The organism is Noviherbaspirillum phoenicis (genome assembly GCF_047237965.1).
In the GTDB taxonomy this organism is placed as follows: domain Bacteria; phylum Pseudomonadota; class Gammaproteobacteria; order Burkholderiales; family Burkholderiaceae_D; genus Noviherbaspirillum_A.
The window spans coordinates 116821-142713 of sequence record NZ_JBDFLX010000002.1 but is presented as its reverse complement, the minus strand read 5'-3'; the positions used below and the strand labels follow the sequence as shown (position 1 = coordinate 142713).

Annotated in this window: 25 protein-coding genes; 17 read left to right on the top strand and 8 right to left on the bottom strand. The window is 61.6% G+C overall.

Features of this window, described 5'->3' with window-relative positions:
* Window positions 1-139: 139 nt before the first annotated feature.
* Window positions 140-1561: an alanine/glycine:cation symporter family protein gene (locus ABC383_RS20275; protein WP_413016631.1), complete on the top strand. Its 1422-nt coding sequence runs from the start codon at window positions 140-142 to the stop codon at window positions 1559-1561.
* On the opposite strand, the gene ABC383_RS20270 is transcribed toward ABC383_RS20275, so the two are convergent.
* Genes ABC383_RS20270 through ABC383_RS20260 form a run of 3 tightly spaced genes read right to left on the bottom strand, consistent with a single transcriptional unit; the run spans window position 1558 to window position 3764 of the window.
* Window positions 1558-2349 (bottom strand): 2-keto-4-pentenoate hydratase, encoded by a 792-nt coding sequence (locus ABC383_RS20270; protein ID WP_413016629.1) that lies wholly within the window; start codon window positions 2347-2349, stop codon window positions 1558-1560. The two genes, ABC383_RS20275 and ABC383_RS20270, sit on opposite strands and share 4 nt — an antisense overlap.
* Window positions 2350-2365: 16 nt before the next feature.
* Window positions 2366-3301, bottom strand: coding sequence for a dihydrodipicolinate synthase family protein (locus tag ABC383_RS20265; protein WP_413016628.1), 936 nt, complete (start codon window positions 3299-3301; stop codon window positions 2366-2368).
* Window positions 3302-3341: 40 nt separating this feature from the next.
* A complete protein-coding gene (locus ABC383_RS20260; protein WP_413016626.1) occupies window positions 3342-3764 on the bottom strand; it encodes a VOC family protein in 423 nt (140 codons plus the stop codon).
* 138 nt (window positions 3765-3902) lie between these two features.
* On the opposite strand from ABC383_RS20260, the gene ABC383_RS20255 reads away from it, so the two are divergent.
* Complete coding sequence (locus ABC383_RS20255) at window positions 3903-4778, top strand: LysR family transcriptional regulator (RefSeq protein WP_413016624.1); 876 nt, start codon at window positions 3903-3905, stop codon at window positions 4776-4778.
* Here the strand turns inward: ABC383_RS20255 and ABC383_RS20250 are convergent.
* Window positions 4775-5896, bottom strand: coding sequence for a hypothetical protein (locus tag ABC383_RS20250; RefSeq protein WP_413016623.1), 1122 nt, complete (start codon window positions 5894-5896; stop codon window positions 4775-4777). The two genes, ABC383_RS20255 and ABC383_RS20250, sit on opposite strands and share 4 nt — an antisense overlap.
* 136 nt (window positions 5897-6032) lie before the next feature.
* Complete coding sequence (locus ABC383_RS20245; RefSeq protein WP_413016621.1) at window positions 6033-6956, bottom strand: LysR family transcriptional regulator; 924 nt, start codon at window positions 6954-6956, stop codon at window positions 6033-6035.
* Between the two features lie 125 nt (window positions 6957-7081).
* Between ABC383_RS20245 and ABC383_RS20240 the strand changes: the two genes are divergently transcribed.
* The 6 genes from ABC383_RS20240 (at window position 7082) to ABC383_RS20215 (ending at window position 15178) form a co-directional block, all read left to right on the top strand.
* Complete coding sequence (locus ABC383_RS20240) at window positions 7082-8419, top strand: acyclic terpene utilization AtuA family protein (protein WP_413016619.1); 1338 nt, start codon at window positions 7082-7084, stop codon at window positions 8417-8419.
* 1 nt (window position 8420) lies between these two features.
* Window positions 8421-8768, top strand: a complete 348-nt coding sequence (locus ABC383_RS20235) for an AtuA-related protein (RefSeq protein ID WP_413016618.1) — start codon at window positions 8421-8423, stop codon at window positions 8766-8768.
* Between the two features lie 107 nt (window positions 8769-8875).
* Window positions 8876-9805, top strand: coding sequence for a Bug family tripartite tricarboxylate transporter substrate binding protein (locus ABC383_RS20230; protein ID WP_413017379.1), 930 nt, complete (start codon window positions 8876-8878; stop codon window positions 9803-9805).
* A 751-nt stretch (window positions 9806-10556) separates the two neighbouring features.
* Window positions 10557-12368 carry a phage integrase family protein gene (locus tag ABC383_RS20225; RefSeq protein WP_413016616.1) on the top strand — a complete coding sequence of 604 codons (1812 nt, stop codon included), beginning with the start codon at window positions 10557-10559 and terminating at the stop codon, window positions 12366-12368.
* A gap of 1017 nt (window positions 12369-13385) precedes the next feature.
* Complete coding sequence (locus ABC383_RS20220; protein ID WP_413016614.1) at window positions 13386-14078, top strand: AAA family ATPase; 693 nt, start codon at window positions 13386-13388, stop codon at window positions 14076-14078.
* Complete coding sequence (locus ABC383_RS20215; protein ID WP_413016612.1) at window positions 14075-15178, top strand: ParB/RepB/Spo0J family partition protein; 1104 nt, start codon at window positions 14075-14077, stop codon at window positions 15176-15178. The genes ABC383_RS20220 and ABC383_RS20215 overlap by 4 nt, the downstream gene beginning before the upstream one ends.
* A gap of 115 nt (window positions 15179-15293) precedes the next feature.
* Here ABC383_RS20215 and ABC383_RS20210 read toward each other — a convergent pair whose 3' ends face one another.
* Together ABC383_RS20210 and ABC383_RS20205 are read right to left on the bottom strand one after the other, a co-directional pair.
* Window positions 15294-16751, bottom strand: coding sequence for a replication initiation protein (locus tag ABC383_RS20210; protein ID WP_413016610.1), 1458 nt, complete (start codon window positions 16749-16751; stop codon window positions 15294-15296).
* Window positions 16752-18071: 1320 nt separating this feature from the next.
* A complete protein-coding gene (locus ABC383_RS20205) occupies window positions 18072-18695 on the bottom strand; it encodes a hypothetical protein (RefSeq protein WP_413016608.1) in 624 nt (207 codons plus the stop codon).
* A 73-nt stretch (window positions 18696-18768) separates the two neighbouring features.
* On the opposite strand from ABC383_RS20205, the gene ABC383_RS20200 reads away from it, so the two are divergent.
* Genes ABC383_RS20200 through ABC383_RS20165 form a run of 8 tightly spaced genes read left to right on the top strand, consistent with a single transcriptional unit; the run spans window position 18769 to window position 25204 of the window.
* Window positions 18769-19272, top strand: coding sequence for a (2Fe-2S)-binding protein (locus ABC383_RS20200; protein WP_413016606.1), 504 nt, complete (start codon window positions 18769-18771; stop codon window positions 19270-19272).
* Window positions 19269-21476 carry a xanthine dehydrogenase family protein molybdopterin-binding subunit gene (locus tag ABC383_RS20195; protein WP_413016605.1) on the top strand — a complete coding sequence of 736 codons (2208 nt, stop codon included), beginning with the start codon at window positions 19269-19271 and terminating at the stop codon, window positions 21474-21476. The genes ABC383_RS20200 and ABC383_RS20195 overlap by 4 nt, the downstream gene beginning before the upstream one ends.
* A 12-nt stretch (window positions 21477-21488) precedes the next feature.
* Window positions 21489-21971, top strand: a complete 483-nt coding sequence (gene soxX, locus ABC383_RS20190) for a sulfur oxidation c-type cytochrome SoxX (protein ID WP_413016604.1) — start codon at window positions 21489-21491, stop codon at window positions 21969-21971.
* Window positions 21971-22441: a SoxY-related AACIE arm protein gene (locus ABC383_RS20185; protein ID WP_413016602.1), complete on the top strand. Its 471-nt coding sequence runs from the start codon at window positions 21971-21973 to the stop codon at window positions 22439-22441. Before soxX ends, ABC383_RS20185 begins: the two co-directional genes overlap by 1 nt.
* A 2-nt stretch (window positions 22442-22443) precedes the next feature.
* Complete coding sequence (locus ABC383_RS20180; protein ID WP_413016601.1) at window positions 22444-22767, top strand: thiosulfate oxidation carrier complex protein SoxZ; 324 nt, start codon at window positions 22444-22446, stop codon at window positions 22765-22767.
* Between the two features lie 7 nt (window positions 22768-22774).
* Window positions 22775-23527: a sulfur oxidation c-type cytochrome SoxA gene (gene soxA, locus ABC383_RS20175; RefSeq protein ID WP_413016599.1), complete on the top strand. Its 753-nt coding sequence runs from the start codon at window positions 22775-22777 to the stop codon at window positions 23525-23527.
* A gap of 56 nt (window positions 23528-23583) precedes the next feature.
* Window positions 23584-23916 carry a c-type cytochrome gene (locus tag ABC383_RS20170; protein WP_413016597.1) on the top strand — a complete coding sequence of 111 codons (333 nt, stop codon included), beginning with the start codon at window positions 23584-23586 and terminating at the stop codon, window positions 23914-23916.
* 13 nt (window positions 23917-23929) lie between these two features.
* Window positions 23930-25204, top strand: coding sequence for an FCSD flavin-binding domain-containing protein (locus ABC383_RS20165; RefSeq protein ID WP_413016595.1), 1275 nt, complete (start codon window positions 23930-23932; stop codon window positions 25202-25204).
* Window positions 25205-25266: 62 nt separating this feature from the next.
* Here ABC383_RS20165 and ABC383_RS20160 read toward each other — a convergent pair whose 3' ends face one another.
* Entirely contained in the window at window positions 25267-25455 is a 189-nt protein-coding gene (locus tag ABC383_RS20160; RefSeq protein WP_194711786.1) for a CsbD family protein, read from the bottom strand.
* Window positions 25456-25726: 271 nt separating this feature from the next.
* On the opposite strand from ABC383_RS20160, the gene ABC383_RS20155 reads away from it, so the two are divergent.
* Window positions 25727-25891 (top strand): hypothetical protein, encoded by a 165-nt coding sequence (locus tag ABC383_RS20155; protein WP_413016593.1) that lies wholly within the window; start codon window positions 25727-25729, stop codon window positions 25889-25891.
* Window positions 25892-25893: the final 2 nt, after the last annotated feature.

The following is a 25893-nucleotide window of genomic DNA, read 5'->3' as shown; positions in this document are numbered from 1 at the left end:
TGCCCGATTTGGCATGATGCCGGAAGCGCTCCACGCAGTGCGGCAACGGTGCCTGATCGGACACCGAACAAGTTCATGCTCTGCGCTACTGAATCTATTCGGTTCGCAACGCCGAACCTTCACCGGGGAATGAAGCGTAATGGACACCATCATCGACGTCGTCAACAAGATCTTCTGGAGCTACCTCCTGATCTACGGCCTGCTTGCGCTGGGCCTGTATTTCACGATTCGCCTTGTCTTCGTCCAATTCGCGCTGTTTCCGGAGATGCTGCGCAACGTGATCGGCAAGAAGGGGAAGGACAGCGCCGGCATCACGCCGTTCCAGGCACTTTGCACCAGCCTGGCATCGCGCGTTGGCACCGGCAACATCGCCGGCGTCGCGGTAGCCCTCTATCTCGGCGGGCCGGGTGCGATCTTCTGGATGTGGATGGTTGCCACGCTCGGCATGGCGACCGCCTATGCGGAGTCGACGCTGGCCCAGCTCTACAAGACCAGAAACGAGGATGGCGACTATCGTGGCGGACCAGCCTTCTACATGGCCCATGGGCTCAAGGCGCCGTGGGCCGGCGCGCTTTTTTCGGTCTGCCTTATCCTGGCGTTCGGCCTGGTGTTCAACGCGGTGCAGGCCAATTCGATTGCCGAATCCATGGAAGGCGCTTTCGGCTTTTCCCGTTTGTGGGTGGGCATCGGGCTGGCGCTGGCAACCGGGTTCGTGATCTTTGGCGGCATCCGCCAGGTGGCGCGGGTGTCGGAGGTGGTGGTGCCCTTCATGGCGCTGGCCTATCTGCTGGTGACGCTGTACGTGATTGTGGTCCACATCACCGAAGTGCCCCGGATATTCGGCATGATCATCGGCAGCGCTTTTGGCCTGGATGCGGCGGCAGGCGGCGTTGCCGGCGCGATGCTCAACGGTGTGAAGCGCGGCCTGTTCTCCAACGAGGCCGGCATGGGCTCGGCGCCCAATATCGCCGCGGTGGCCACGCCGGACCCGCATCATCCTTCCGCCCAGGGACTGGTGCAGGCCCTAGGCGTATTCATCGACACGCTGCTGATCTGCAGCGCCACGGCCTTTCTGATCCTGCTCTCGGGAGCACTGGTGCCAGGCTCCGGCCTGACCGGCACGCCGCTGACCCAGGCCGCCATGCGCATGCACATTGGCGGCGCCGGCGACGATTTTGTCGCTATCGCGATCTTTTTCTTCGCCTTCACTTCCATCATCGGCAATTACAGCTATGCCGAGAATGCCATGACCTTCCTGCGTGCCGGTGGTCGCACCGGCATTACGCTGTTGCGACTGGCCGTGCTGGCCATGGTGGTCTGGGGTGCGCTGGAAAGCGTGACCACGGTGTTCAACGCGGCCGATGCGTCGATGGGCCTGATGGCCACGGTCAATATGATTGCCATCGTGCTGCTGTCGGGCACCGTGGCCAAGCTGACGCACGACTACCGGCGGCAGCGCAAGGCAGGCGCGAAACCGGTGTTCGACATTGCCCGTTTTCCGGAACTGGCAAGCAAGGTCGATAGCACCATCTGGTCACGCCCTGCCGAACCGAAAGTCTAGGAGACTGCCCTGACGATCACCGCCGAGACGACATGCGTGTCATTGAACACTGCGCGGGCCGCGTCGCCTGGCCTGACAGGATGAATGCCGGTGGCGGCTCCGGTGGACACCCAGTCGCCTTCGTTCAGGCTGCGCCCGCGCGCGGCTAGATGCCGGGCCAGGAACAGCACCGCCGCCAGCGGGCCACCCGGCACCCTGGCGGCACCGCCCTCGCCTGCCTTGGCGCCATTGATCTCGGTGACTGCAGTGGCGGATGAAGGCTCGGTCAGCACGGTCATCGGCAAACGCGGGCCGAGCACCAGCCCGCTGTTGTTGCCGAAGTCGCTGATCACGGCGCCGGGCCCGAGCGCGCTCAGGGTCGCCAGGGGGCTGGCGGCGATTTCGAATGCGGCGTACACCCCTTCCACATACGGCAGCAGGCTGGCCGGATCGGCGTCAGCCGGCAGTGGCGGGATGGTCCTGGCGATACGGACCGCGAATTCCGCCTCCACCGCCGCATAACCATTCTCGATCACCGGCACTTCCGCGGCAGTTTCCCCGCCTTGCCTGACGGTGCGCGAAAACACGGGGCCGGCAAGACGCTCGGCCGGGTATTTCTCGCGAAAGGCAGGCTGGACCGCGGCCACCTTCCATCCGGCGACCCGGTCGTCCCAAGCGTCTATTGCGGTTTCCTGGATGGCGTAGGCGCTCTCCAGGCTGGCCGGCAGTTCGTCTGCCGGATAAGCGTCGAGCGCGGTGCCTGCCTGCCTGGCTTGGCGGAAGGCGGCGGCTATCTGTTCTGGTGTCATGTTCATCCTGTGGGGCTTATTGAATCTCGCGCAGGCGCTTTTCCTGCCGGCGGGTCAGCAGTTCGATGTCGGCAATGTCCTGGGCGGACAGTTTCGGGCCGGGCTTGCGTACTGCCGACGAGGCAATCACGCCGCGCTGGGCCAGGATGTACTTGCGCACGGCCAGCCCGACGCCGGTCTGCTGTTCATAGCGCGCCAGTGGCAGGTAAGCGTCAAAAATGTCATGCGCCTGCTCGACATTGCCGGCGGCATGGGCGCGGCAAACTTCCACCATCATTTCCAGGTAGGCGAAGCCGGTCATGGCGCCGTCCGCGCCGCGGCTCAGTTCTTCCGGCAGGAACAGGCCGCCGCCATTGCCGGCCAGGATGGACAGGCGGCGTACTTCGCCGCGGTCGCTGGCGGCGCGAATCGCGCTCAGCTTGGCCAGGCCCGGACTGTCCTCGTGCTTGAGCATCACGCAGCTCGGCGCATTCTTCATGATGCGCAGCACCACCGGCGTGGCCATCTGCACGCCCGTCGAGACCGGATGGTCCTGCAATACCCAGGGCACCTTGTCGCCCAAGGTCTCGGTCACCATGTCGAAATAGGCAATGATCTGGTCGTCGGTACGCAGGGTCGATGCCGGCGCCACCATGACGCCGGCCGCGCCCATGTCCATCACGCTTTTCGCCAGTTCGCCCATGGGCGCAAAACCAGGCGCGGAAGCGCCGACGATCACCGGCACGCGGCCCCGGACCCGGTCCAGCACCCGCCTGGCGAATATCCGCGATTCCTCGGCGGTCAGCTTGGTGGCCTCGCCCATGATGCCGAGGATGGTCAGGCCGTCGACGCCGCTCTCCAGGCAGAAGTCGACCATGCGGTCGGTGCTGTCGAGGTCGAGCGCGCCGTTATCCGAGAACGGCGTGACGGTGATCAGATAGACGCCTTTGGCGGATTCATCAAACACGGGCATGGCTGCTCCTTGAGTCGTTATGTCGTCGGGATGGACTGGCTTATTTGGCGAATACCTGGCTCATGTCGCCAAACGCCTTGAATTCCAGCGCATTGCCCGACGGGTCAAGGAAGAACATGGTGGCCTGTTCGCCAGTCTGGCCCTTGAAGCGGATATGCGGCTCGATGATGAAGCGTATGCCGGCGGCCTTGAGACGGTCGGCCAGCGACTGCCATTGGTCCATGGACAGGATGGCGCCGAAATGGCGCACCGGCACGTCGTCGCCATCCACCGCATTGCGCGTGCTGGCGCCGGTTTCTTCCGGCGCCAGATGGGCGACTACCTGGTGGCCATAGAAATCGAAGTCGACCCAGGCGTCCGAGCTGCGGCCTTCCGGGCAGCCCAGCAGTTCGCCGTAGAAGCTGCGCGCCGCGGCGAGGTCATGTACGGGGAAGGCAAGATGGAAGAGCGGCGTGGCTTGCATGATGATCCTTTATGGTTGGCGGGGCATTTCGAAGTGAAGACGATTATATAAAGGCAGCGCGGGAAACAGAAATGAGTCTTGCCAAGGCTGAGCATGCGTTATTCTCATGCTCGGTCCAATTACTCCAAAGAGTGCCCCATGCTGCGTTACCTGCGTACGTTCCTGGTTGCCGCCGAAACCGCCTCTTTTTCGGCAGCCGGCGAGCGCCTGGGCCTGACGCAGTCCGCCGTCAGCCTGCAAATGCGCAAGCTGGAGGAAGACCTCGGCTGCCAGCTGTTCGAACGCACCGGCAAGTCGGTGAAACTGGGGCCGGAAGGCCGCCGCATCATGGCGGACGCGGCCCGCATGCTGGAGCTCTACGAAGGCATGCGCGGACAGCCCGGCGGCGCTGCCGAACCGGCGCGGCTGGAGGTGGGCGCCATATCGACCGCCCAGGCAACCCTGCTGCCCAGGGCGCTGCAGCAGTTCCGCAGGCATCATCCGGCGGTCCATATCAACATCGTGCCGGGCATGTCGGTGCAGCTGCTGTCGCAGGTCGACACCCAGGCACTCGACCTGGCGGTGATGATCCGTCCGCGGCTGGGCATACCGGCCGACCTGAAATGGCTGACGGTGATGCGCGAGCGCTATATCGGCATCGCGCCGCCCGGCGTGCCGGGCGACCTGAAAACCCTGCCGGCGCGCCTGCCTTTCATCCGCTATAACCGGCATTCCCACGGCGGCCAGCTGGTGGACCAGTTCCTGCGGACGCAGCGGATCTGGGTCACGGAAGGCATGGAGCTGGATGAGCCGGCGGTCATCCTGCAGATGGTGCGTGAAGGCCTGGGCTGGGCAGTGGTGCCAGGCGACCTGATCCAGGCGACGAGCGACGGCAGCGTCAGCCGCTTTGACTTGCCGGGGCGTGCGCTGCTGCGCGAGGTTGGCGTGCTGGTACGGCGATCGGCACTGCAGCGGCCGGCGATTGCCATGCTGGTGACGTGCCTGCGGGAACGCGCCGACCAGCTATCGGGTTAGCCGGGCGCTTCCGTGGCCGACACGGTTCTGGTGACCGGCGAACTGGGCAGATAGGGCGAGCGCGTGGTTGCGGCGTCCACCATGGTGCGAAAGACTGATGGCGCATCCGGCGCGCCATCGCAAACAGTGCTGGCATGGCGCGCGCGGCCCAGAGGCAGGGAGTAGCGCAGCTGCACCCGGTTGTCGCTGTACTCGGCGCCGCGGATCTGCAGGAAACCCAGCCGGAATGCGCCCTTCTCGTAGGCCAGATCGGTCTTGCTCAGGCCGTGGCCGCCGGTATAGCGGCCGTGCAGCCGGCTGCAGTCATTGAAGGTATGGGAATAATCCAGGCTGCCCGACGCCTGCCTGTCGTGAGCATAGGCTGTCAGCGGATTGTCATAGGCCGTGCTTTCTGTCTGGTAGCTCAGCTCGACCCGGGTGCGAAGCATCGGGCGCGCGGCCAGTTTCAGCATGGTACCGGCCAGCGTGCCCATTTCCAGCCCGTCGGATGCCGTGCTGCGGCGATCCGCGCCTGCCGTGCGTGAGACGAAGACCGTCACGCCGGCTTCGGGCAGCATCCTGCTCTTGCCCCACTGCTTGCGGAAGCTCGACAGATAGCTGGTCTGGAGCACGGTCCTGGCGTCGCCGTTCTGCGCATAGGCCGCGTCGGAGGCACGCAGCTGCGACATCGACAGCAGGATGCGCGCATCGGGACGTGTCGCATACACCGCATTGAGCACCAGCTCGGATGCCTTGCTGCGCACGGTATAGGCGCCACCCATGGCCAGACGGTTCGATACCAGCCAGCCCTTTTCCAGAGAGAGCGAAGGCAGATCGTCCCGGTAGTTATCCAGGCGCATGGCTACCATGCTATCGGCGGCGCCGTCGCGCAGAGCGATGCTTTCAGGCGCCACGTGGAGCGCGTCGGCCTGCTCGGCCCGTGCTTCGCCAGGCAGCGACGGCAGTTCGGCCGCCATGTCCGCGCCGCCCATGATCAGCCTGTCCTGGCCGGCGTGGCACAGCACGGGCAGGAGCATCAGCGCGACCCCGCGCCATGCGCGGCCGGCGACATGCGAACGCAGTGCCGCGCTGGCGACCGGACGGGTGAGTGTAGACAGGAGGCAGGATGAATTCGGCATTGTGTTTATTCTCGCCGGGCCGATGGCTTGTTTTGTTATATGCAAAGAAACTTGGATTGCCCGCGCCAAAAAGTTCATACAGGAAATCTTCTCGCCGGACTTGCAACATGCCCATGATGCCATCGACAGCGGTGTTTCAGACCAGTTCCTGGCGGCGCAGCGAACTGGCTGGCCGTATGTGCTTCTCGATCAGCGCCAGCATCGCCTGCGCAGCCAGCGACAAGGCCTGATCGCGCCGCTTCACGATCAGGATGGGGCGCATCGGTTCGCCCGCCTCCAGCGGAACAGCGACCAGCCCCATCTGCCGGAACTGGAACAGGGTCAGTTCCGGCACCAGGCTGATGCCCAGTCCCTGTTCCACCAGGCCGGCCACGGTGGCCAGATGCTCGACCTCGAAGCCCGCATGCGCGGTGTCGACGCCGCGCAGCAGCAGGTCGACATGCTGGCGCACGCTGGACGACTTGGCAAGATGGATGACGGGATGCCCGGCGAGATCGGCGACCCGGACCTTGCGCTTCCTTGCCAGCGCATGGTCGGCCCGACAGACTAGATAGAAGGGATCGCTGCAAAGCATGCTGGTCTCGAACTCGGCGAAGCTGGCGCCGGGCGCGGTCAGCACCAGATCCACCTTGCCCTGCCGCAGCAGCGCCAGGCACTGGTCGGACAAGGCGTCCTGCAGGGTCACTGTGACGCCCGGGTAAAGCGTCCTGTACTGCGCAATGACCGCTGGCAGACCCTTGGCGGCCAGCGACGGCAGCGCGGCGATGGACACCCGTCCGCGACGGCGCGCCACGTATTCGGCCATGTCGTCAAAGGCCGCATCGATTTCCCCGATCAGGTTGCGCGCCACCTGTGCGAACAGCTCGCCTTCCGGCGTCAACGTCACCTTGCGGGTACTGCGTTCGAACAGCCTGGCGCCGACCGCGTGTTCGAGCTTTTTGATCATCACGCTGAATGCCGACTGGGACGTATGGCAGCGCTCGGCGGCGCGGGTGAAATGCTTCAGTTCGTCCAGCGCGACGAATGCCTGCAGCAGGCGGGTGGAAATATTGGCCTTCATTGATTGATCTCGAAATACGATGAATTGATCGCATTTTTCCATTTTACTCAATGAAAAACAGGCGCCACAATCTGCGCCATGTTCAATACAGTCGTCGGCGGTCGCTGGCGCGATTCGGGAGCGAGATGAAACGCATCAGGATAGGCGGCGGCGCCGGTTATTCGGGAGACCGCATCGAACCCGCCGTTGAACTGGCGGAAAAGGGCGACATCGATTACCTGGTCTTCGAATGCCTGGCCGAACGCACGATTGCGCTGGCCCAGCGCGCCAGGCTGGCTGACCCCGCTGCCGGTTACGATCCGCTGCTGGAAGAGCGCATGCGGGCCGTGCTGCCGCTGTGCGCGGCCAAACGCATACGCATCATCACCAATATGGGCGCGGCCAACCCGCTGGCCGCCGCCGCCCGCATCCGCGAGATTGCCCGGTCATTACAGCTGCCGGGCATCCAGGTCGCGGCGGTGCAGGGCGACGACGTCACCGACATCCTGCGTCGCGGCAGTTACCTGGATGAGGCCGGCCTGCCGCTGGACCGGCTGGGAAAGCGGCTGCTGTCGGCCAATGCCTATCTCGGGGCGCAGCCGCTGGTGGAGGCGCTGGCGCAAGGCGCCGACATCGTCGTCACCGGCCGCGCCGCCGATCCCGCGCTGGTGCTGGCGCCGCTGATTCATGAGTTCGGCTGGGCCATGGACGACTGGCAGCGGCTGGGACAGGGCACGCTGGTCGGCCATCTGCTGGAATGTGCCGGCCAGATTACCGGCGGCTATTTCGCCGACCCCGGCTACAAGGATGTGCCCGGACTGGCACGCCTGGGCTTTCCGATCGGCGAAGTCGACCACGAAGGCAATGTCGTCATCAGCAAGGTGGCAGGCAGCGGCGGGCGGGTCAGCGCGGCGACCTGCAAGGAACAGATGCTGTACGAGATCCATGATCCGGCCGCTTACCTGACGCCGGACGTGGTCGCCGACTTTTCCAATGTGCGCATGGAAGAGATCGGCGTCGACCAGGTGCGCATCAGCGGCGCGACCGGTCGCCCTCGTCCGCCGACGTTGAAGGTATCGGTCGGCTATGTCGACAGCTATATCGGCGAAGGGCAGATGTCCTATGCCGGCCCGGGCGCGCTGGCACGGGCGGAACTGGCGCTGGCGATCGTGAAGGAACGACTGGAGCTGACCGGCGTGCAGGCCAGCGAAATGCGCTACGAACTGCTGGGCGTGAATGCGATGCATGGCGGCCGGTCCGGCATGGCGGCGGTGGAGCCCTATGAAGTGCGCATCCGCGTCGCCGGCCGCACCGACAGCATGCGCGAGGCAATGCGCATCGCCAATGAAGTGGAAAGCCTGTACACCTGCGGCCCGGCGGCAGGCGGCGGCGCGGCGAAGTCGGCGCGCGACGTGGTCGCGGTGCTGTCCACCCTGCTGCCGCGCGAGGCCGTGGTCACCACCGTCCATATGGAGGAAAGCTGAGATGCTGCTGCGCGACATTGCCCATGCCCGGGCGGGGGACAAGGGCAATATTTCCAATATCTCGGTGATTGCCTATGATCCGGCGGACTATCCGCTGCTGGAGCGCTGGCTCACTGCCGACCGGGTGCGACAGCACCTGCGCGCCGTGGTGCATGGCGAAGTGCTGCGCTACACCCTGCCCGGCCTGGGCGCGCTGAACTTCGTGCTGCATGAGGCGCTGGCCGGCGGCGTGACCCGCTCGCTGGCCCTGGACGCTCATGGCAAAACCCTGAGCTCGGCGCTGCTGACACTGGACATTCCGGAAGCGGAACGGCGCACCAGTCCCGATCCGGCCGACACCGCGACATAAAGGCGCCTGTTCAGGCTGCCATCCCTATTGCCCCACATTCCCATACAAAAAGGAGACAAGACATGACCATCACCCATCTGCAGCGCTTCATCCTGTCCGCGAGTTGCATGCTGACGGCCGCTGGCGCCTGTGCACAAGGCGCCTTTCCGGAAAAGCCGATCCGCTTCGTGGTGCCCTTTGCCGCCGGTACCGCAACCGATCAGCTGGCGCGCGCGATCGGCCAGGCCGTCAGCGTGGAAACCAAGCAGCAGGTCATTGTGGACAACAAGCCGGGCGCCAACGGTTTCATCGGCGCCACCGAGGCGGCACGCGCGGCGCCGGACGGCTACACCGTGTTCATCACGACCAACACCACCCACGCGGCGGCGGAGCATCTGTTCAAGAAACTGCCCTACGACCCGGTCAAGGATTTCGCCCCGATCACGGCCTTGGGCAAGGGCGGACAGATGATGGTGGTCAGCACGGATTTTCCGGCGACCAGCGTGAAGGAGTTCATTGCCCAGGCGAAGAAGACGCCGGGCAAGATCACCTTCGGCAGCGGCAGCTCGTCCAGCCGGATCGCCGGCGAGCTGTTCCAGCAGCTGGCGGGCGTGGAATTGCTGCATGTGCCTTACAAGAGCAACACCTTTGCCATTACCGACCTGCTGGGCGGCCAGATCCAGATGATGATCACCGACACCGCGACCGGCATGCCCCACATCCGCAGCGGCAAGCTGCGGCCGCTTGGTTATTCGGCCAAGACCAGGTCTGCGCTGGCGCCGGATGTTCCCACCATCGAGGAAGCAGGGGTCAAGGGCTATGACATAGGCTACTGGTTTGCTGCCTACGCACCGGCCAAGACGCCGCAGCCGGTCGTCTCCCGGCTGAACGAACTGCTGTCGCGTGCCGCGAAAAGCCCTGCGGCCGGCAGCGCCTTCTATGCCGCGAGTGGCACCGAGGTATTCGTCACGTCTCCAGAGGAACTTGCGAAATTCCAGGCGGCGGAATCGCAGAAATGGGGCGAGATCATACGCAAGGCCGGCATCGAGAAGGAGTGAGCCAGGCTGACGGCTGGGCACGGTTTTAGTGGCTGCGGGCACAGCCTGCGGGTCAGAGAGGCGTTGGCGCAGTCAGCTGATGGTGGCGGACATTGGGAACCATCCGGTGCTGGCGGCATTCTCCGCGACGCCGTTCGGCAATGTCGGCGCCGCGGGCGGATAATGTTGGCGAGCCGCCAAACCTTCGCATCCGACAATGGCGGGCGGTTGAAAGCGCGGCATCACGTTGGAAGGGGGCTTCATACTCAGCCTGACTCGCAGGCTCATTGGCAAGTCTTGCGTTGCCAAATCGCTTTTGCGCGAGCAGCATTGTCACTCCATGCGTCGATGTAGCTTGGTCTGGACAGTGAGCGACCGAGATGCCTGCTCGCTTGCTGCTACCCGCTTCAAGACCACTGGTGCTGATAAGGGCGCAGTGGACAGTTCCCCGAAAGGGCAGATACCCGGCGAGTCCCAACGAAACTTTCCTGGCGCGTAGACCGGTTGTTCACGAGTCGCTTCCATCCCCAATCCCTATGCAACTGGTTTTCATGCGACCGTCGTCCTGGCAAACGGGCTGCTTCAATGAGTCGGACGGCGCGCTGGCAGTTGGTCGCATGCAAGAATCGTGAATGCAGATCTCAAGCTTCGCCCTGGCATTATCAATATAGCGATTTATGGGGCATAATTCTGCACGCTTCAGACTGCTGTCCTTGAGACAGCTTCTGAAACGCCCTGCTTTCCCTTTGTTTTCAATCGCTTAGGAATTTTCATGCCTGCCAGCTGGACAAGCCGCGGAAGCGTTCTCATTCGTTTGGCGCGGCAGCATTTTGCGTTTTATCGCGGTTACCTGGACGGACTGGATCTGCGTCTGCTGGCAGAACGTTATCCGGGAGGCGATGCGGCTGTGCCTGGCAAAGAGGCTGGCACTGCCTCCGCGAAAGGCTTGCTCGATTGGATTACGCAGCAGCTCCTGATGGAAGCCGAACGATGCGGCCAACGCTCGGCAGCGCGGCTGCTTCGGCTGCGGCCGGAACAGACAGCAGCGAAGAAACGGGACGCTGACCTGCCGACGCTAGCCGAGTTTCAGGAGGAGCGCGATCCGTACCATATGTACTCGGAGATCGAACTGCTTGAGCTGTTTGAACTGGAATACCCGGACAGGACAGGCAATGCAGAGCGCCTTGCGCAGCGTAATCGCCGGTTGCGGCGGCGGCAGGAAGCGATGCTACAGCTTATTGAAAGCCGTATCCGACTGGAACCCGGCCTGGATGATCCGGTTGTGGCATGGATAGATCCCAGGCTGGCAGCTTATCTGTTGAAAGCGCACATAGTCACCTTAGGTGACTTGCATGCGACGATCGAGGCGTACGGCTTTCACTGGTACCGGAAAGTGCCGCGGATCGGCGTCAAGGCAGCACGTCATATCACTGGCTGGCTGCTGCTACCCGCCACACGGGATGCGCTGGGTGTAGCCCTTTCCACGCGTGGCATTACGCCGCCGCGGCAGATACAAATCGAACAGGTTAACCCGGCGGCAAAAGGTCTGGACATCCTGCCCTTGGAACGCTTGTCCTTACCCGACCGCTTGAGCGGAGTGACAGGCAGCAATCGCGGCAGTAGTGCATCGATTGCTGCAACGAACGACATCGAAGCTATCCAGGCCTGGTTGTCGCAGATGCAGGCAGGCAGCCATACCGCACGTGCCTGCCGCAAGGAAGCCGAGCGTTTCCTACTTTGGTCTGTACTCGAAGCGCAAAAACCATTGAGCTCGGCTGACGCTACCGAAGTCCGGGCTTATTTGCATTTTTTGAGCCAACTGGGCAGGCAATCGCCTGAGGCGTGGAAACTACATCACCGAACGCCTCAGAAAAATTGGCTGGGACCGCGCGGCGTAGATCGGTGGTCGGTGCGGTGGCGGCCGTTTGAGGGACCGTTATCGACCGCATCGCAGCGAGCCGCCCTGTCCTTGTTGAAGGGCCTGATGCGCTTCCTGCACGCTACAGGTTACCTCCAGAGCGATCCGTCTGCTGGCGCAAAAATCGTGGCTGGCCCTGCATTGGAATCGGACGACAAAGATGGTCACCGCAAGGCAGTCCTGCAGGATGAGTGGACTGCGGCATGGTCCTATCTGGAAAGCCAGCCCCGGTCGGCACAGTCGCTACGTATAAAAGTGATCCTTCTTCTGATGGTTGAAACAGGCTGCAGGCTGCAGCAACTGGCTCGCATGCAGCGTGGTGGGCTTTCCTGCAATGGGAGCCAATGGCGCCTTCGCCTCGGCGCTGACGAGTCGCCAAGTGGAACAGTCGTTGTGAGTAAAGACTTGCATGACGCGCTTGTCGAGATCTTTGGCTATCACGGTTTCAATGATCTCGACAGCGTACCTCCCTCTACCCCGCTTATTTCGGCGATAACGACTGACCTCCGGAGAAACCCAATAGTGCATGCTTTATCGGGTTCGAGAATCTACCGAATTGTCAAAGATTTCTTTAATAAGGTGGCAGCCGAGGTTGACAACACCGATCCTAGCCTTGCGGCCCGGTTGCGTCAGGTTTCTGTGGATTCCTTCATTCATCGCGAGTGAAGTGGGTTGGCTGAGTGGGAGGCAAATAAACTTGTTGTGGTTTGATCGGTAGCTTGGCGCGAAATGGGACGAGTTGGACAACGGTAGAAACGAATTACACGGTGAGTTTCAGCGCTTAACTCCCGTTGCATGAAGCCGAGGAGAAAAGGGCTAAGCGGTGCGCAAGAGAATATCGATCTCAGTTCCTGACTTCGATATTCCCCGGGGAATATCGTTTTTTAAGTCATCTCTGGCGCTCCGCGCATTTTCATTACCGCCTTGCCATCACTGTCCTAAAACTTGCGGTAGACATGAGCACGGCAGGAGAAACATCACAACCCTGTGTCGGAGGAGGTGCCGTTTTTTGTGAAAAAAGTTGAAAGGAAGTGCCGTGAGGGCCATGTTTTCTTATCAAACAGGTTGATTCGAAGCCCTACTTGGCGGCTAGGCGGTGTACTGCATAACCTTGAACAAGGCATGCAATTTTTTCGTCATTCTTCGGCTGAAAAGTCCAGCTAACTAAGACGGTTAACCTAATCATTTTAGGTCCGTGACAAGACGGAAGGTAATGGCGCGACAAGACAGCCTATATCTAGAAACCGGCCGAAACCAACGCGCCTTCGTTATAGAACTAAAGATTAGCGAGCCACTTGCTGCCCTTAACCCTGAATGGCACCGGATTTGCCTGGCATTGGCATCTGTTTATGCGTAGTCCTCAAGTCTCTTTGCCGGCATAGCCCCAGGCAGTAGTTCGAGCGCCGCAATCACTTACCGATGGATTTAGCAGGCACAATCGAAACGGGCAGGCGAAACTAAAACTATTGTTTGATGTTGAGCAGCCCGACTCTAAGATGCCCAAACGCGAGGGCTCTATCCAATTTCATTTCCACCTTTATTCCCCGGGGAATAAGTCGATAGCGCAGGGTGTCATAGGCGCCTCGGATCGCAGCCATCACAACAAGCGACCTACTAAAATTAATAGTTGAATTAAAAAATTACATTTAGTATAAGAGACCCTTACTCATCATCGGGATAGTCATGCCGGCTAAAATTATTATCATCACCAATCAGAAAGGCGGCGCAGGCAAAACCAATGCAGCCGTCCACCTTGCCGGCACTGCGGTGCGCAGGCATTTCAAGACCTTGTTGATCGACGCCGACAAGCAGGGAACCGCAACAAAGTGGGTTGCCCAGGCCGAGGAGGGCCAGAAACACAAGATCCGTGTAATGGGCCTGGCGATGGCTGAGGCCAAGATAGCCCAAGAAGTAAAACAGTATGTCGACGACTATGAGCTCATTATTGTTGACTGCCCGCCATCGGTGGACTCTCCCATTCCACAAGTGATGCTGATGATTGCAGACCTGGCCATCGTTCCCATCGTTCCGAAACCGGGCGATCTCTGGGCTTCAACAGATCTTCTCGAATTGGCCGAGCGCGCAAGCACGATAAACCCCGATCTGAAAGTGAGACTGTTAGGTTCCAATGTGATCGCCAACCTCGCGATGTCGAAGCATTCATTAAGCAGCATGGCGACGATGCGCGAAAATGCTCCGCTTTTCAAAACCAGGCTTCACCAACGCACTGCGTATGTGGAAGCCATGCTGACAGGCGATTCGGTCCATTATTTTGGCAGCAGTGCCAAAGCAGCAGTAAATGAAATAGAAGCCTTATTTGACGAAATAATGCTAGCGCTGAACTTGCAGGCGCCAAAGGCGAGGGCCAGAAAATGAGTAAGAAAAAGAGTTTGTACGACAGGCTCAATACCAGCGTTGCTGACCAGAGCAGTCAGGCAAGGGACAAGTTTGACAATGCCGATCTTGTCGTGGCCATGAGCCGGCTCAAGCAAGAGCGGCCCGAGCAAACAGCCATCGAAGCGCCACAAGCAGCTGCGACGGCGGCCACGCAGGCCCAGCCAGCCGGGGAGCCGTCGCCCGACACGAGCGATGCGGCATCCGATGGCTATGTGGTGCGGTCAATACCAATCGCCAATGTAAAGGATCATCCGCGCAACGCGCGCCAGGTATACGACCCGGCGCGTATCGATGAAATGGCAACCAGCATTGCGCGCGACGGTCAGCGTGTGCCGGCGGTGGTCATGCCAGACCCCGCGGAGCCAGGCAGCTATCTGCTGATTGAGGGCCGTTACCGAAAGCGTGCGCTTCAAAGCCTGGGACGCGGCACGCTGCTGGCCTCCATTGTCGAGCCGCTGCCGGACCTGGAAGCCTATCGGCTATCTCTCTTGCTCAACGAGGAGCGCAACGACCAGACCATACTGGACAATGCGCTGTCGTGGAGAGCCATGCTCGATGACGGCACCTACCGTAGCCAGGACCATATCGCCGAGCATCTAAATATCAAGCAGGGCACCGTGTCGAAGACTCTGGCGCTGCTCGACCTGCCTGCTGGCGTGCTCAGCATCATCAAGACCCGGCCAGCCAGTTTCGGCATACGCATCGCGCAGGAGCTGCGCCAGCTTTCCAAGCTGGTTGACGAACCGGCGCTTGAATCGGTGGCAGAACAGGTGATTGAAGAGAAACTGTCAGTCAGGGACCTCGAACGCTTGCGAGACCGCAAGACACAGGAGCCTCTTACCCGGGAGCGTTCACGCGCCTATCCGCTGCAATGGGGAACTGTGCGACTGGGTTCCATTCGCGAGTTTGAAGATGGACGGCTCAAGATCGACCTGTCCAACGCACCGGAAAGCCTGAGAGCCGAGATCATCAGTGCAGTCAAGAAAACGCTGGCGGAAGGGCCCGTATCCCAGTCAGGTCTGGACGTGGCCGCACAGGCAGAGGAAAAAAAAGGCGGCAGGAGCAGTACATCGTCCTGAAGCCAGACAAGGAGTGACAAGTAGAGCTGGCAGCATCGTTCGAACGGGCTGCCAGCATTCGGGCAGGGCTAATCCCTTTGCCGATCGCACGCACAAGTGCCAGGTCACGAACGGATCAGCCGTCCAGCTCGGCAAAATCCAGCACCGCAGCATCGGTCACCTCACCCCAGGTGCGGGTAGCCAGCCAGTCTGCGAATGCAGCGCTGAGTACCGGGGAGTTCAAACCCTTCTTAAGATGCGGCTTGATGCTGCGATCAGCCTGGGCGGAAAATTCGCTGAACAGGCTGGTCTGTTCCTGCGCCGACAGTTCGCCGTAATAGCGCAGTGCCTCCTGGTTGCGCGCTGCGATGAATCGTTCGCGATAGCCTTTCCTGGGCTTGGACGCCGCTTTGGTTTTGCCCAATGGCTGCGCTACCGGCGCAACGGTCGCGAAGCCCTTTTGCAGTGCCGTACGGAAGTAGCCGGCAGGGGCGTCGACATTCGGGCCCTTCTTGATCCGCTTCTCGACGAAATCGATCGTAGCCAGCAGCAGTTTCTCTTCGTAGTTCGAATAGTATTCCTTCGCATCCGCTTCGCTGACCCCCAGGCGCAGCATGCGTTCGATTACGGATGAGTCAATGACGATTGCAGCACCCGGTTCCAGCAGCGAGGCTTGCGCCTTCAACTGGACCCGGAACTGGATTTCCTCTACCTTGCGGCCCCGCTTCGTTTCGATCAGTTCGACATCGATGTCCGTCACGCTATTAATCTCGGACAACGCCTTGACGATCATGTCGCGCTTGAAGTACTTGTATTCAGGAAGAACGACATCTTTGATCGAATTCCCGGACAGCACGTGATACCACTCCTGCCAGGTGTCACGGTTGGTCAGATGGGAAGGGCTGGTGGCATACCGACGGCACACTTCATATAGCGCCAAGCTATGCGCGCTGCGCAGCACTGCCTGGTAGTAGAGGCTCAGCTTGGTGTAAGTGTCGGGCTTGAGCACCTTTTCCTTGACCTGCGGGGGGAAAGCAAAACCGATAAAGACGGTGCCACCCTTGTTGCGCAGTCCGGATGTATTAAAGATGGTCAGACCCGCCAGCAAACGTTCACTGGCCCACATCTTGTCGGAAGTGGCTTCCACCTTGATGTTCTGCAGCGCTTCGGCATGCTCCTTGAAAAATTCATAGTCCCGGCTGGTGTACTCGGTATTGGCGCACAGGTCAGCCATCCTTATCCAGTAGTACTCCTCGAAGCCAGGCACATCGGCGGGCGCGTCGACACCGGTCCTGCCAACCTCCTGGGCCCTGAAAATGAAGGCGTTGTAAATGCGACGCGACAGCAGCGAGAACTTGCCTTCCACGACACGGAAACCGATGGCATCGTTGGCCTTCCTGAACTCGGATGCAAGCAACTCGGGCTGCTCGGGGCTTGATAAGGCAAACGCAGTGGAGTTTGTTGCCTTCTTCGGCTTTTTTGATGTGGCCATACGGGTGTTGAGCGGAACGCGGAATTTGCCATGATGCCTATAAGGTGAGCGTTCGGCAAATATTTTTTCACCGGTGAATGAACTTCGTTGTGGAGTCACCATACGTTAAAAATCAGAGGCTTCACAAACCTTCTCACCTCAACCGTCCGCGCTTCACTTGTCCACTCACCTACGTTCACAGAGCCACTCACCATTGGATGGGTCACTTCACTTCAACGCTCACGCGTGTTCACTGAAATACTCACCAGTGTTCACACCAATGCTCACCACAATCGCAGGAGAGCCTTATCTGGCAAGGGTTTGCGCCCCTCCTTAATGTAGTTAAGGTTTACAAGGGTTTACTACTAATAACTCTCAATGCGAATCACCCGCAGTTCTTGGCAAGCACGGAATGCAGGAATGGCTGTTACGGCAAGCCATCTTCTCTTTTCAATGACACCTGGCAGACTTTCCTGGGTGCAGATACAGCGGCTTTTCGCTAAAAGGACTTCGACTGATCATAAAAATAGCTTTCAGGAAACTAAATTGACGCTAGAAACACGAAGAATCGACAAACTAACGAACAAGCTTCACAGAAACTCTCACCTCAAGCCCCTATTGAGCGGCAAAAGCAGTTTCATCAACGGAAAGCTGACCTGACCTTCACAGAAGTTCTCACCTGAACGGCAGCATACCACCGACATTTTTACGTAACCCTGGCCTGTCAAACCGAACTGGCAATGATGATGCGACTACCAATAGCCATGTTCACAAAACCCCTCACCTTTTACTGTCAGCACCTTCACGTTCACAACATATCTCACCTTAGTGGTGGACCTGACTAGGATCAGGACTTCACAAAAGTTCTCACCTTTCATTGGAGGCGCGTTACTTTATATTGCAAGTCATTGTTTATAAAGGCTAATTATAAAATAGTCGCCAGGCCGCGCGGACTTCACAGATTTACTCACCTTTGCATATCTCTTCAGAAGGCTTTCATCGTTCACTTCTTCACAGACTTTCTCACCATAAGAGCGATACCACGGTCGGCAACCCAGGCTACCAGCGAGGTCAGGCATGAGGTTCACAGATTTACTCACCTATCGGTGTTGCCAGCCAAGCTGAGCGTTTTTGATCCCACAACATGCCGCAACTGATCACAAACCTTCTCACCTTTGAATCGGGTAGACATGTTTTGAAAGCCCAGGATCACAAAAATTCTCACCTTTGGCCAGGTAGCAGCGTTAATCACTCGCTAAAACATCGCCAAACCGGACGGGAGCAGCAAACGCTTCACAAAAAAGCTCACCTTCGGCGATGAACCATGAGTAGCGCGAGAAGATGATGCAGAACGGTGCGCGAAGGAGCATGAGGCCCGACCTAGCTGGCAATGTTCACAGAATTGCTCACCTTTGCACCCTGTCAGGCCATGACAAAGCCCCATCAGCGCCCGGCAGCGTCGGACAAACCGCCACGTTCCCATTCCGCCGCCCAGATCGCTTCATCGATGCTGTCCGCCAGCAAGAATGCCAGGTCATGGGGCAAACGACAGGCGAAAGCCTTGGATGAGACCAGAGAAAATCGGAGGATGAGGCCGAGTGGCGTCGGGGTCGATTCCACGAAGATGGCCGCGTTCTCCTGGTGAAAGATAGTACGAAAAGCCAGCGGAACCGACAATTCAGTCTTCCTGCGATGGAAAAGGCCGTAGGCATCCTTGGCCGCCAAGGTCTTCAGGAACTTGTCACCGTAATTCAGCTGATGCGATGCACGTTTCTTCGCCAGGAAATTTTGATAGTGATCGACATGCGGCGCCGCCAGGTCTGCACAGGCATCCCGCACCTTCCAGACCGATGCCGGCTCCAGCTGCAGGAAAAAAATCGATTCGCCGGCCGAGTCATTCAGGAGCAACTGCAACGTCAGACCAATTCCGGGCCGGCCGCGCGCCTGCTGTATCACGGCGGATTGATAGGCGACGACGACGGGCGGATCGGTAGCGGTCATGGACTGAACGTTGAAGGAGGCCACATGGCTGCCGATACGGTAGCGAGATGATTCTGCAAACCGCATCGGGAACGCTTAATATAAACCGCCTATTCGCATCTGTTTGACTTCCTCATCAACAAAAAATGGAGCTGGAGACATGGCAACACTGAACGTTAACGGGACAGTCCGTGAATTCGAGGCTGAGCCAGATACGCCGCTGTTATGGGTGCTGCGGGAGCAGCTTGGCCTGACCGGCACCAAATACGGCTGCGGCATTGCCCAGTGCGGCGCCTGCACCGTGCATATCGATGGTGAAACGGTGCGGACCTGCGTGCGGCCGGTATCGACCGTCACTGCAGAGCAGAAAATCGTCACGATCGAGGGCTTGTCCGGCAACGGCTCCCATCCGCTGCAGAAAGCCTGGGTTGCGCTGGACGTGCCGCAATGCGGCTTTTGCCAGAGCGGCATGATCATGGCGGCGGCAGCCCTGCTGAAGGAAAAGCCTCAACCGACGGATGCCGACATCAACCAGTCGATCACCAACATCTGCCGTTGCGGCACCTATAACCGGGTACGCGCGGCCATCAAGGCAGCGGCGCAGGGCGGCAATACCCGAAACGCGGGCCTGGCGATCCAGCATGCCGACGGGAGCACCACATGAGCCGCGCCGTGACGGAAGAAACCAGAAAAGTGGATGCGTCGCGACGCCGCTTTCTCGGCACCACCGCAGCCGCGTTCGGCGGCCTGATGGTGGGTTTCCACATCCCCTACGCGCATGCGGCTGATGGGGGCGCCTCGGCCGCAGCAACGCCGGAAGTCAATGCCTGGGTCGTCATCAAGCCCGACGACACGGTGGTGATCCGTATCGCACGGTCGGAGATGGGGCAGGGCTCGCTGACCGGGCTGGCGCAGCTCGTCGCCGAGGAACTGGACTGCGACTGGGCCAGGGTCACGACCGAATATCCGACACCGGGACAGAACCTGGCGCGCAACCGCGCCTGGGGCAATTTTTCCACCGGGGGCAGCCGCGGCATCCGCGAATCCCATGACTATGTCCGCAAGGGCGGTGCGGCGGCGCGCATGATGCTGGTGCAGGCTGCGGCCAATGAATGGAAGGTGCCGGTAGCGGAATGCCGGGCGGCAGCCAGTGCCATCACCCACCAGCCTTCCGGGCGCAAGACCACCTATGGCAAGGTAGCAGCAGCCGCGGCCAGCCTGACGCCGCCGGAATCGGTGCAACTGAAAGACCCGAAGGACTGGAAAATCGCGGGCAAGCGCCTGGCGCGGCTCGATACGGTGGACAAGACCACCGGCGCCCAGGTCTATGGCATGGACCTGAAGCTGCCCGGCATGCTCAATGCCGCCATCCGGGATTGCCCGGTGTTTGGCGGCAAGGTGAAAACCTTCAACGCCGCCGAAATAGAGAAACGTCCCGGGGTGAAGAAGGTGATACAGGTCGGCGACAGCGCAGTGGCGGTGGTGGCCGATACCTGGTGGCGGGCCAAGACCGCGCTGGAGGCGCTCAAGGTCGAATGGGACGATGGCCCGAATGCCAAGGTGTCCAGCGCCAGCATTGCCGAGACGCTCAAGGCAGGGCTGGACGCCAGGGATGCGGCGGTGGGGAACCGCAATGGCGACGCCGCAGCGGCGCTGGCCACAGCCGCGCGCAAGGTGGAAGCGGTCTATTCCTATCCGTACCAGAACCACGCGACGATGGAAACCATGAATGCGACGGCACGCTGGACGCCGGAGCGCTGCGAGGTCTGGACGCCCACCCAGAACGGCGAGGCGGCGCTCGCCGCGGCGGCCGAGGCGGCCGAGCTGCCGCCGTCCAAATGCGAGGTCTACAAGCTGCATCTGGGCGGCGGCTTCGGCCGTCGCGGCGCGGTGCACGACTGGGTGCGGCAGGCAGTGGCGATCGCGCGGGAAATGCCGGGCACGCCCATCAAGCTGATCTGGTCGCGCGAGGAAGACATGCTGCATGGCCGCTATCATCCGATTACCCAGTGCAAGCTGGCGGCGGGGCTGGATGACAAGGGCAACATCACTGCCTTGCAAATGCGCATTTCCGGGCAGTCCATCATCGCCGGGGTCTTCCCGCAGAACATCAAGGACGGCAAGGACCCGGTCGTGTTCCAGGGCCTGAACCCGCCCGGCCCGGAAGCGTCGATCGGCTACAGCTTTCCGAACCTGCTGATTGACCATGCGATGCGCAATCCGCCGGTGCCGCCCGGCTTCTGGCGCGGCGTCAACCTCAACCAGAATACGATCTATCTTGAGTGTTTCCTGGATGAAGTCGCGCATGCGACCCAGCAGGATCCGCTGGCGCTGCGGCGCAAGCTCATGGCCGACCACCCGAAGCACCTTGCCGTACTGAACGCAGCAGCAGAACGCGCCGGCTGGGACAAGCCGCTGCCCAAGGGGGTGTATCGCGGCGTGGCGCAGACCATGGGCTTCGGCAGCTATGTGGCGGCGGTGGCCGAGGTCTCGGTCAGCGATGAGGGCGCCCTGAAGATCCACCGCATCGTTGCCGCAACCGACCCCGGCCATGCGCTCAATCCGCAGCAGATCGAAGCCCAGGTGGAAGGCTCCTTCGTCTATGGCCTGTCGGCCGCGCTGTATGGCGAATGCACCGTCAAGGAAGGCCGCATGGAGCAGGAGAACTTCAACACCTACCAGGTGATGCGCATGGACGAAATGCCGGCGGTGGAAACCGTCATCGTGCCGTCCGGCGGCTTCTGGGGCGGGGTGGGCGAGCCGACCATCGCGGTGGCCGCGCCGGCGGTGCTCAATGCGATCTTCGCCGCCACCGGCAAGCGCATACGCGACCTGCCGCTAAAGAACCACAGCCTGAAGCGGGCTTGACCGGAGGCGGCAATGCGTGGCGGGCCGGGCTGGATCGCAATATGGGCACTACTGTGGGCATTGCCCTGGCCCGGCCTGGCGCAGGCGGCGCAGCAGGAAGCACGACTGGTGCCGTACAGGGTAGAAGGCGATGGCATACCGCAGCCGCTGACAACGGTAGCGGGAGACATTGCCCGTGGCCGGGCCATCGTCGCCAACCGCCAGGTCGGCTTATGCCTGCTGTGCCATGCCGGGCCGCTGCCGGAGGAACGGTTCCAGGGCAACCTGGCGCCGGACCTGGCGGGCAGCGGCGCGCGCTGGAGCCAGGCGCAGCTGCGGCTGCGCATCGTCGACGCCGGCCGCATCAATCCGGACACCATCATGCCGGCTTACTATCGGATCGACGGCTTGAACAATGTCGCGCCGGCAGTGCGCGGCAAACCGATACTGGATGCGCAGCAGGTCGAGGACGTGGTGGCCTATCTGCGGTCCCTGAAGGAAAAGGAAGGCGAGTGATGCTTGCAAAAACCGGCCCCAACCTGAAACGGCGCCGCCTGCTGGCAGGCAGTGCCGCGTTGGGCGCGACGATCCTGGTGCGGCCCGCCGCCGCTGCGCCCGACGAACTGGCGGCAGCGGTACAGGCCTGGACCGGCGGCATCAAGCCGACGCCGGGCCGCGTCAAGTTCGACATTGCCAGCCTGGTCGACAACGGCAATGCCGTGCCCATCACGGTCAGCGTCGACAGCGCCATGACCGCGGCGGACCACGTGGCAGCCATTGCCATTTTCAATGAACGCAATCCGCAGCGCGACGTTGCCCGGTTTGCGCTCGGTCCGCGCGCCGGCCGGGCCAAAGTATCGACCCGTATACGCTTGGCCACCTCGCAAAAGCTGACCGCCGTGGCGAAGATGTCCGATGGCAGTTACTGGTCGGATACGGTGGATGTGGTGGTGACGCTGGCCGCCTGCATAGAAGGGGAGAGCTAGCCATGGCACGCACACTGATCAAGCTGCCGGCCACGGCCAGGCGCGGCGAGGTAATCGAGATCCGCACCCTGATCAGCCATCCGATGGAAACCGGCTACCGGCCCGGCGCGGACGGCCAGGTTTTGCCGCGCAACATCATCCGCCGCTTCAGTTGCCGCTACAACGGCGAGATCGTCTTCAGCGCCGAGCTGTTCCCGGCGATCGCCGCCAATCCCAACCTGATTTTTTTTACCGTGGCCACCGAAAGCGGCAAGCTGACCTTTACCTGGGAAGGCGACAACAACTTCAGCCAGACCGAATCGGCCGAGATCACGGTGACTGGCTGAGAACGCCATGCGCATCGTCCTCTTCATGCTGTGCGCGCTGCTGAGTCTCGCGGCGGCGGCGCAACGGATGTCGGGCACGGCATTCATGGGCCCGTCAACCCAGGCGATGCAGCGCGACGACAGCCTGAATCCGGCCATGCTGTGGGTCAAGGAAGGCGAAACCGCCTGGCGCCGCAGCGACGAGGGCAATGGCAAGTCCTGTGCTTCCTGCCACGGCGACGCAGAAAGCGCGATGCGCGGCGTGGCGGCCCGCTATCCGGCCTTCGATGCGCAGGCAGGACGTCCGGTCAACCTGGGACAGCGCATCAACCAGTGCCGCGTCCGCCAGCAGTCCGCCGCGGCGCTGCCGGCCGAGAGCGATGCGCTGCTTGGCCTGGAAAGCTATGTGGCGCTGCAGTCGCGCGGCATGCCGGCGGCAGCGCCGGACGATGCGCGGCTGCAGCCATTCCTGGAACGTGGCCAGGCGCGCTGGCAGCAGCGCATGGGCCAACTCAATCTGTCCTGCGCGCAGTGCCACGACCAGCGCTGGGGGCAGCGCCTGGGCAGCAGCATCATTCCGCAGGCGCATGCCACCGGCTATCCGATCTACCGGCTCGAATGGCAGGCGATGGGATCGCTGCAGCGGCGTCTGCGCAACTGCCTGAGCGGCGTGCGGGCGGCGCTGTACCCGGCGGGTTCGCTGGAGCTGGTGGAGCTGGAGCTCTACCTGGCTCAGCGTGACAGGGGAATGGAGATGGAAGCGCCGGCGGTGCGGCCGTAGGCGGCGCCATGGCGGGGCCGGTTACCGGAAATTCAATGGTTCATGGAAGGAGAACAATGCCATCAACGCGCCTTGCAAATGCATGCCTTGCGATCGGGCTTGCCGCGATCGCAGCGCAGTGCCCGGCCGCGGCCCAACCCAAGACGGCGGACGACGCCGGCCGCAGGCTCTACGCCAGCTGCGCCGGCTGCCACGGCACCGAGGGGAAGCCCGCACCCGGCAGCAGCCTGCCGCCGCTGGCAGGACAGAGCCAGGATGCGCTGGTGGCCAGCATGAAGGCCTTCCAGGAAGGCAGCCGGCCCTCGACCATCATGCAGCAACTGGCCAAAGGCTATACCAGCGAGCAGATCGACCTGATCGCGGCCTATCTGGCGCAGCGGAAGAAATAGGGGAGGCAAGACCATGAAACGTCGCCAGTTTCTCCAGGCGCTGGGCATGGGGGCAGCGCTCGGCGCCATTGCCACCCGCGCCAGCGGCGCCAGCCAGGCGCGGCCAAAAGTAGTGGTGGTCGGCGCCGGTTACGGCGGCGCCACCGCTGCCCGCTATCTGTCGCTGTGGAGCGAAGGCAGCATCGACATCACCCTGGTCGAGCCGAATCCGGCCTTCATCTCGTGTCCGCTGTCCAACCTGGTGCTGGGCGGCTCGCGCCGCCTGGAAGACCTGACAACCAGCTACGACCGCCTGGCCAGCCGCAGCGGTATCACCATGGTGCGAGAGCTTGCCACCGGCATCGATCCGGACAAGCGCACGGTCACGCTGGGCAATGGCAAGACCTTGCGCTACGACCGCCTGATCCTGTCGCCCGGCGTCGACTTCCTGTATGACAGGCTGCCCGGCATGCGCCAGCCCGGCGCCAGGGAACGCGTCCTGCATGCTTGGAAGGCAGGCGAGCAGACGGCGGCGCTGCGCAGGCAACTGGAGGCGATGGAAGACGGCCAGTCCTTCCTGATATCGATTCCGCAGGCGCCTTACCGCTGTCCGCCTGGCCCCTATGAACGCGCCTGCCAGGTGGCGCACTACTTCAGGCAGGCCAAGCCGAAATCGCGCGTCATCCTGCTCGATGGCAACGAGGACGTGGTATCGAAGGGCGCGCTGTTCAAGAAGGTGTGGGCCGAACGCTATCCCGGCATCGTGGATTACCGGCCCAGCTTCAATACGGTGGACGTGGATGCGAAGACGCTGACCGTGGTGTCCGAACTGGGCGAGGAAGTCAGCGGCGCGGTAGTCAATCTGCTGCCGCCGCAGGCTGCCGGCGCTATTGCCGCCGGCGCCGGCCTGGCCAATGCAAACCGGCGCTGGTGCAAGGTTGACTTCCTGAGCTTCGAGTCGACCCAGGCCAGCCATGTCCACGTGCTGGGCGATGCGATCCAGGTCGCGCCGCTGATGCCCAAGTCGGCCCACATGGCCAACCAGCATGCCAAGGTCTGCGCGGCAGCCATCATCGAACTGCTTGCCGACCGTCCGCCGCCGGCCCATCCGCTGCTGACCAATACCTGCTACAGCTTCGTCTCCGACCAGGACGTGATCCATGTAGCGTCGGTGCACAGCTATGACGCGCAACGCAAGACCCTGATCGCCGTGCCGGGCAGCGGCGGACTGTCGGCGGCGCCCAATGCGCTGGAAGGACGCTATGCGATGGACTGGGCCCGCAATATCTGGGCTGACACGCTGTCGTGATTGCCGCCCGGGACGCAAGAACGGCGGCCTGAAGCCGCCGTTTCCGTTTGCAGCAGCGCCGCCTAGCGGTTTTTGCTGCTGCTCTTGACGGCGCTATCCTTCATGTCGCCGGCAGCCTTCTGCATCTTGCCCTCGGCCTGTTTCGCCATGCCCTTGGCCTGCTGCTTGTTGCTGCCCATGGCCTCGCCTGCCTTGCGCTGCACCTTGCCGGCGGCGTCCTTGACTGCGCCCTTTACCTGGTCCTTGTTCATGGCGATCTCCTTTATCTTGAAATATCAAACCGCCCATGCGGCTTGTGCTTGGAGCATAGACCGAAAGAGGGATTTGGCAAGGTAGGACAAGCGCTGATGATGCGGTAGGACTATGTCGGCAGTTGCAGTGGCCATGCTCGCCAGGGCTCTCGGCAGTTGCCCTGCGACGCAGTGCGTCGATTCCTACATGGTTTTCTCCTGCCGTCCTATAGGTCGCTCCGCCAAATGGCTCTACGATAAACGCGACATCAACAAGCAGGAGGAATAGGCAATGACCAACCGCATAGGAAACAAGAACGTCGCCCAGCTGCGCGGCAAGCAGGAACGCAAGGAAACCAAGGAAGCCAACCGTGCCCGCGAAGCGACCAAGCGCGCAGAAGCACGCGCCAAGTACCGCAATGCGGTGAAGGGCCAGCCGCTGACCGCAAGCGCCTGACC

Bases quoted from the DNA above. Each gene is read 5' to 3' on its own strand.
- ABC383_RS20155 (WP_413016593.1), top strand. From the start codon at position 25,727: ATGACCAACCGCATAGGAAACAAGAACGTCGCCCAGCTGCGCGGCAAG.
- ABC383_RS20260 (WP_413016626.1), bottom strand. From the start codon at position 3,764: ATGCAAGCCACGCCGCTCTTCCATCTTGCCTTCCCCGTACATGACCTC.
- ABC383_RS20210 (WP_413016610.1), bottom strand. From the start codon at position 16,751: ATGGTGACTCCACAACGAAGTTCATTCACCGGTGAAAAAATATTTGCC.
- soxX (WP_413016604.1), top strand. From the start codon at position 21,489: ATGCGTGGCGGGCCGGGCTGGATCGCAATATGGGCACTACTGTGGGCA.
- ABC383_RS20200 (WP_413016606.1), top strand. From the start codon at position 18,769: ATGGCAACACTGAACGTTAACGGGACAGTCCGTGAATTCGAGGCTGAG.
- ABC383_RS20165 (WP_413016595.1), top strand. From the start codon at position 23,930: ATGAAACGTCGCCAGTTTCTCCAGGCGCTGGGCATGGGGGCAGCGCTC.
- ABC383_RS20205 (WP_413016608.1), bottom strand. From the start codon at position 18,695: ATGCGGTTTGCAGAATCATCTCGCTACCGTATCGGCAGCCATGTGGCC.
- ABC383_RS20270 (WP_413016629.1), bottom strand. From the start codon at position 2,349: ATGACACCAGAACAGATAGCCGCCGCCTTCCGCCAAGCCAGGCAGGCA.
- ABC383_RS20235 (WP_413016618.1), top strand. From the start codon at position 8,421: ATGCTGCTGCGCGACATTGCCCATGCCCGGGCGGGGGACAAGGGCAAT.
- ABC383_RS20230 (WP_413017379.1), top strand. From the start codon at position 8,876: ATGCTGACGGCCGCTGGCGCCTGTGCACAAGGCGCCTTTCCGGAAAAG.
- ABC383_RS20215 (WP_413016612.1), top strand. From the start codon at position 14,075: ATGAGTAAGAAAAAGAGTTTGTACGACAGGCTCAATACCAGCGTTGCT.
- ABC383_RS20255 (WP_413016624.1), top strand. From the start codon at position 3,903: ATGCTGCGTTACCTGCGTACGTTCCTGGTTGCCGCCGAAACCGCCTCT.
- ABC383_RS20185 (WP_413016602.1), top strand. From the start codon at position 21,971: ATGCTTGCAAAAACCGGCCCCAACCTGAAACGGCGCCGCCTGCTGGCA.
- ABC383_RS20170 (WP_413016597.1), top strand. From the start codon at position 23,584: ATGCCATCAACGCGCCTTGCAAATGCATGCCTTGCGATCGGGCTTGCC.
- soxA (WP_413016599.1), top strand. From the start codon at position 22,775: ATGCGCATCGTCCTCTTCATGCTGTGCGCGCTGCTGAGTCTCGCGGCG.
- ABC383_RS20180 (WP_413016601.1), top strand. From the start codon at position 22,444: ATGGCACGCACACTGATCAAGCTGCCGGCCACGGCCAGGCGCGGCGAG.
- ABC383_RS20195 (WP_413016605.1), top strand. From the start codon at position 19,269: ATGAGCCGCGCCGTGACGGAAGAAACCAGAAAAGTGGATGCGTCGCGA.
- ABC383_RS20160 (WP_194711786.1), bottom strand. From the start codon at position 25,455: ATGAACAAGGACCAGGTAAAGGGCGCAGTCAAGGACGCCGCCGGCAAG.
- ABC383_RS20240 (WP_413016619.1), top strand. From the start codon at position 7,082: ATGAAACGCATCAGGATAGGCGGCGGCGCCGGTTATTCGGGAGACCGC.
- ABC383_RS20225 (WP_413016616.1), top strand. From the start codon at position 10,557: ATGCCTGCCAGCTGGACAAGCCGCGGAAGCGTTCTCATTCGTTTGGCG.
- ABC383_RS20250 (WP_413016623.1), bottom strand. From the start codon at position 5,896: ATGCCGAATTCATCCTGCCTCCTGTCTACACTCACCCGTCCGGTCGCC.
- ABC383_RS20275 (WP_413016631.1), top strand. From the start codon at position 140: ATGGACACCATCATCGACGTCGTCAACAAGATCTTCTGGAGCTACCTC.
- ABC383_RS20220 (WP_413016614.1), top strand. From the start codon at position 13,386: ATGCCGGCTAAAATTATTATCATCACCAATCAGAAAGGCGGCGCAGGC.
- ABC383_RS20245 (WP_413016621.1), bottom strand. From the start codon at position 6,956: ATGAAGGCCAATATTTCCACCCGCCTGCTGCAGGCATTCGTCGCGCTG.
- ABC383_RS20265 (WP_413016628.1), bottom strand. From the start codon at position 3,301: ATGCCCGTGTTTGATGAATCCGCCAAAGGCGTCTATCTGATCACCGTC.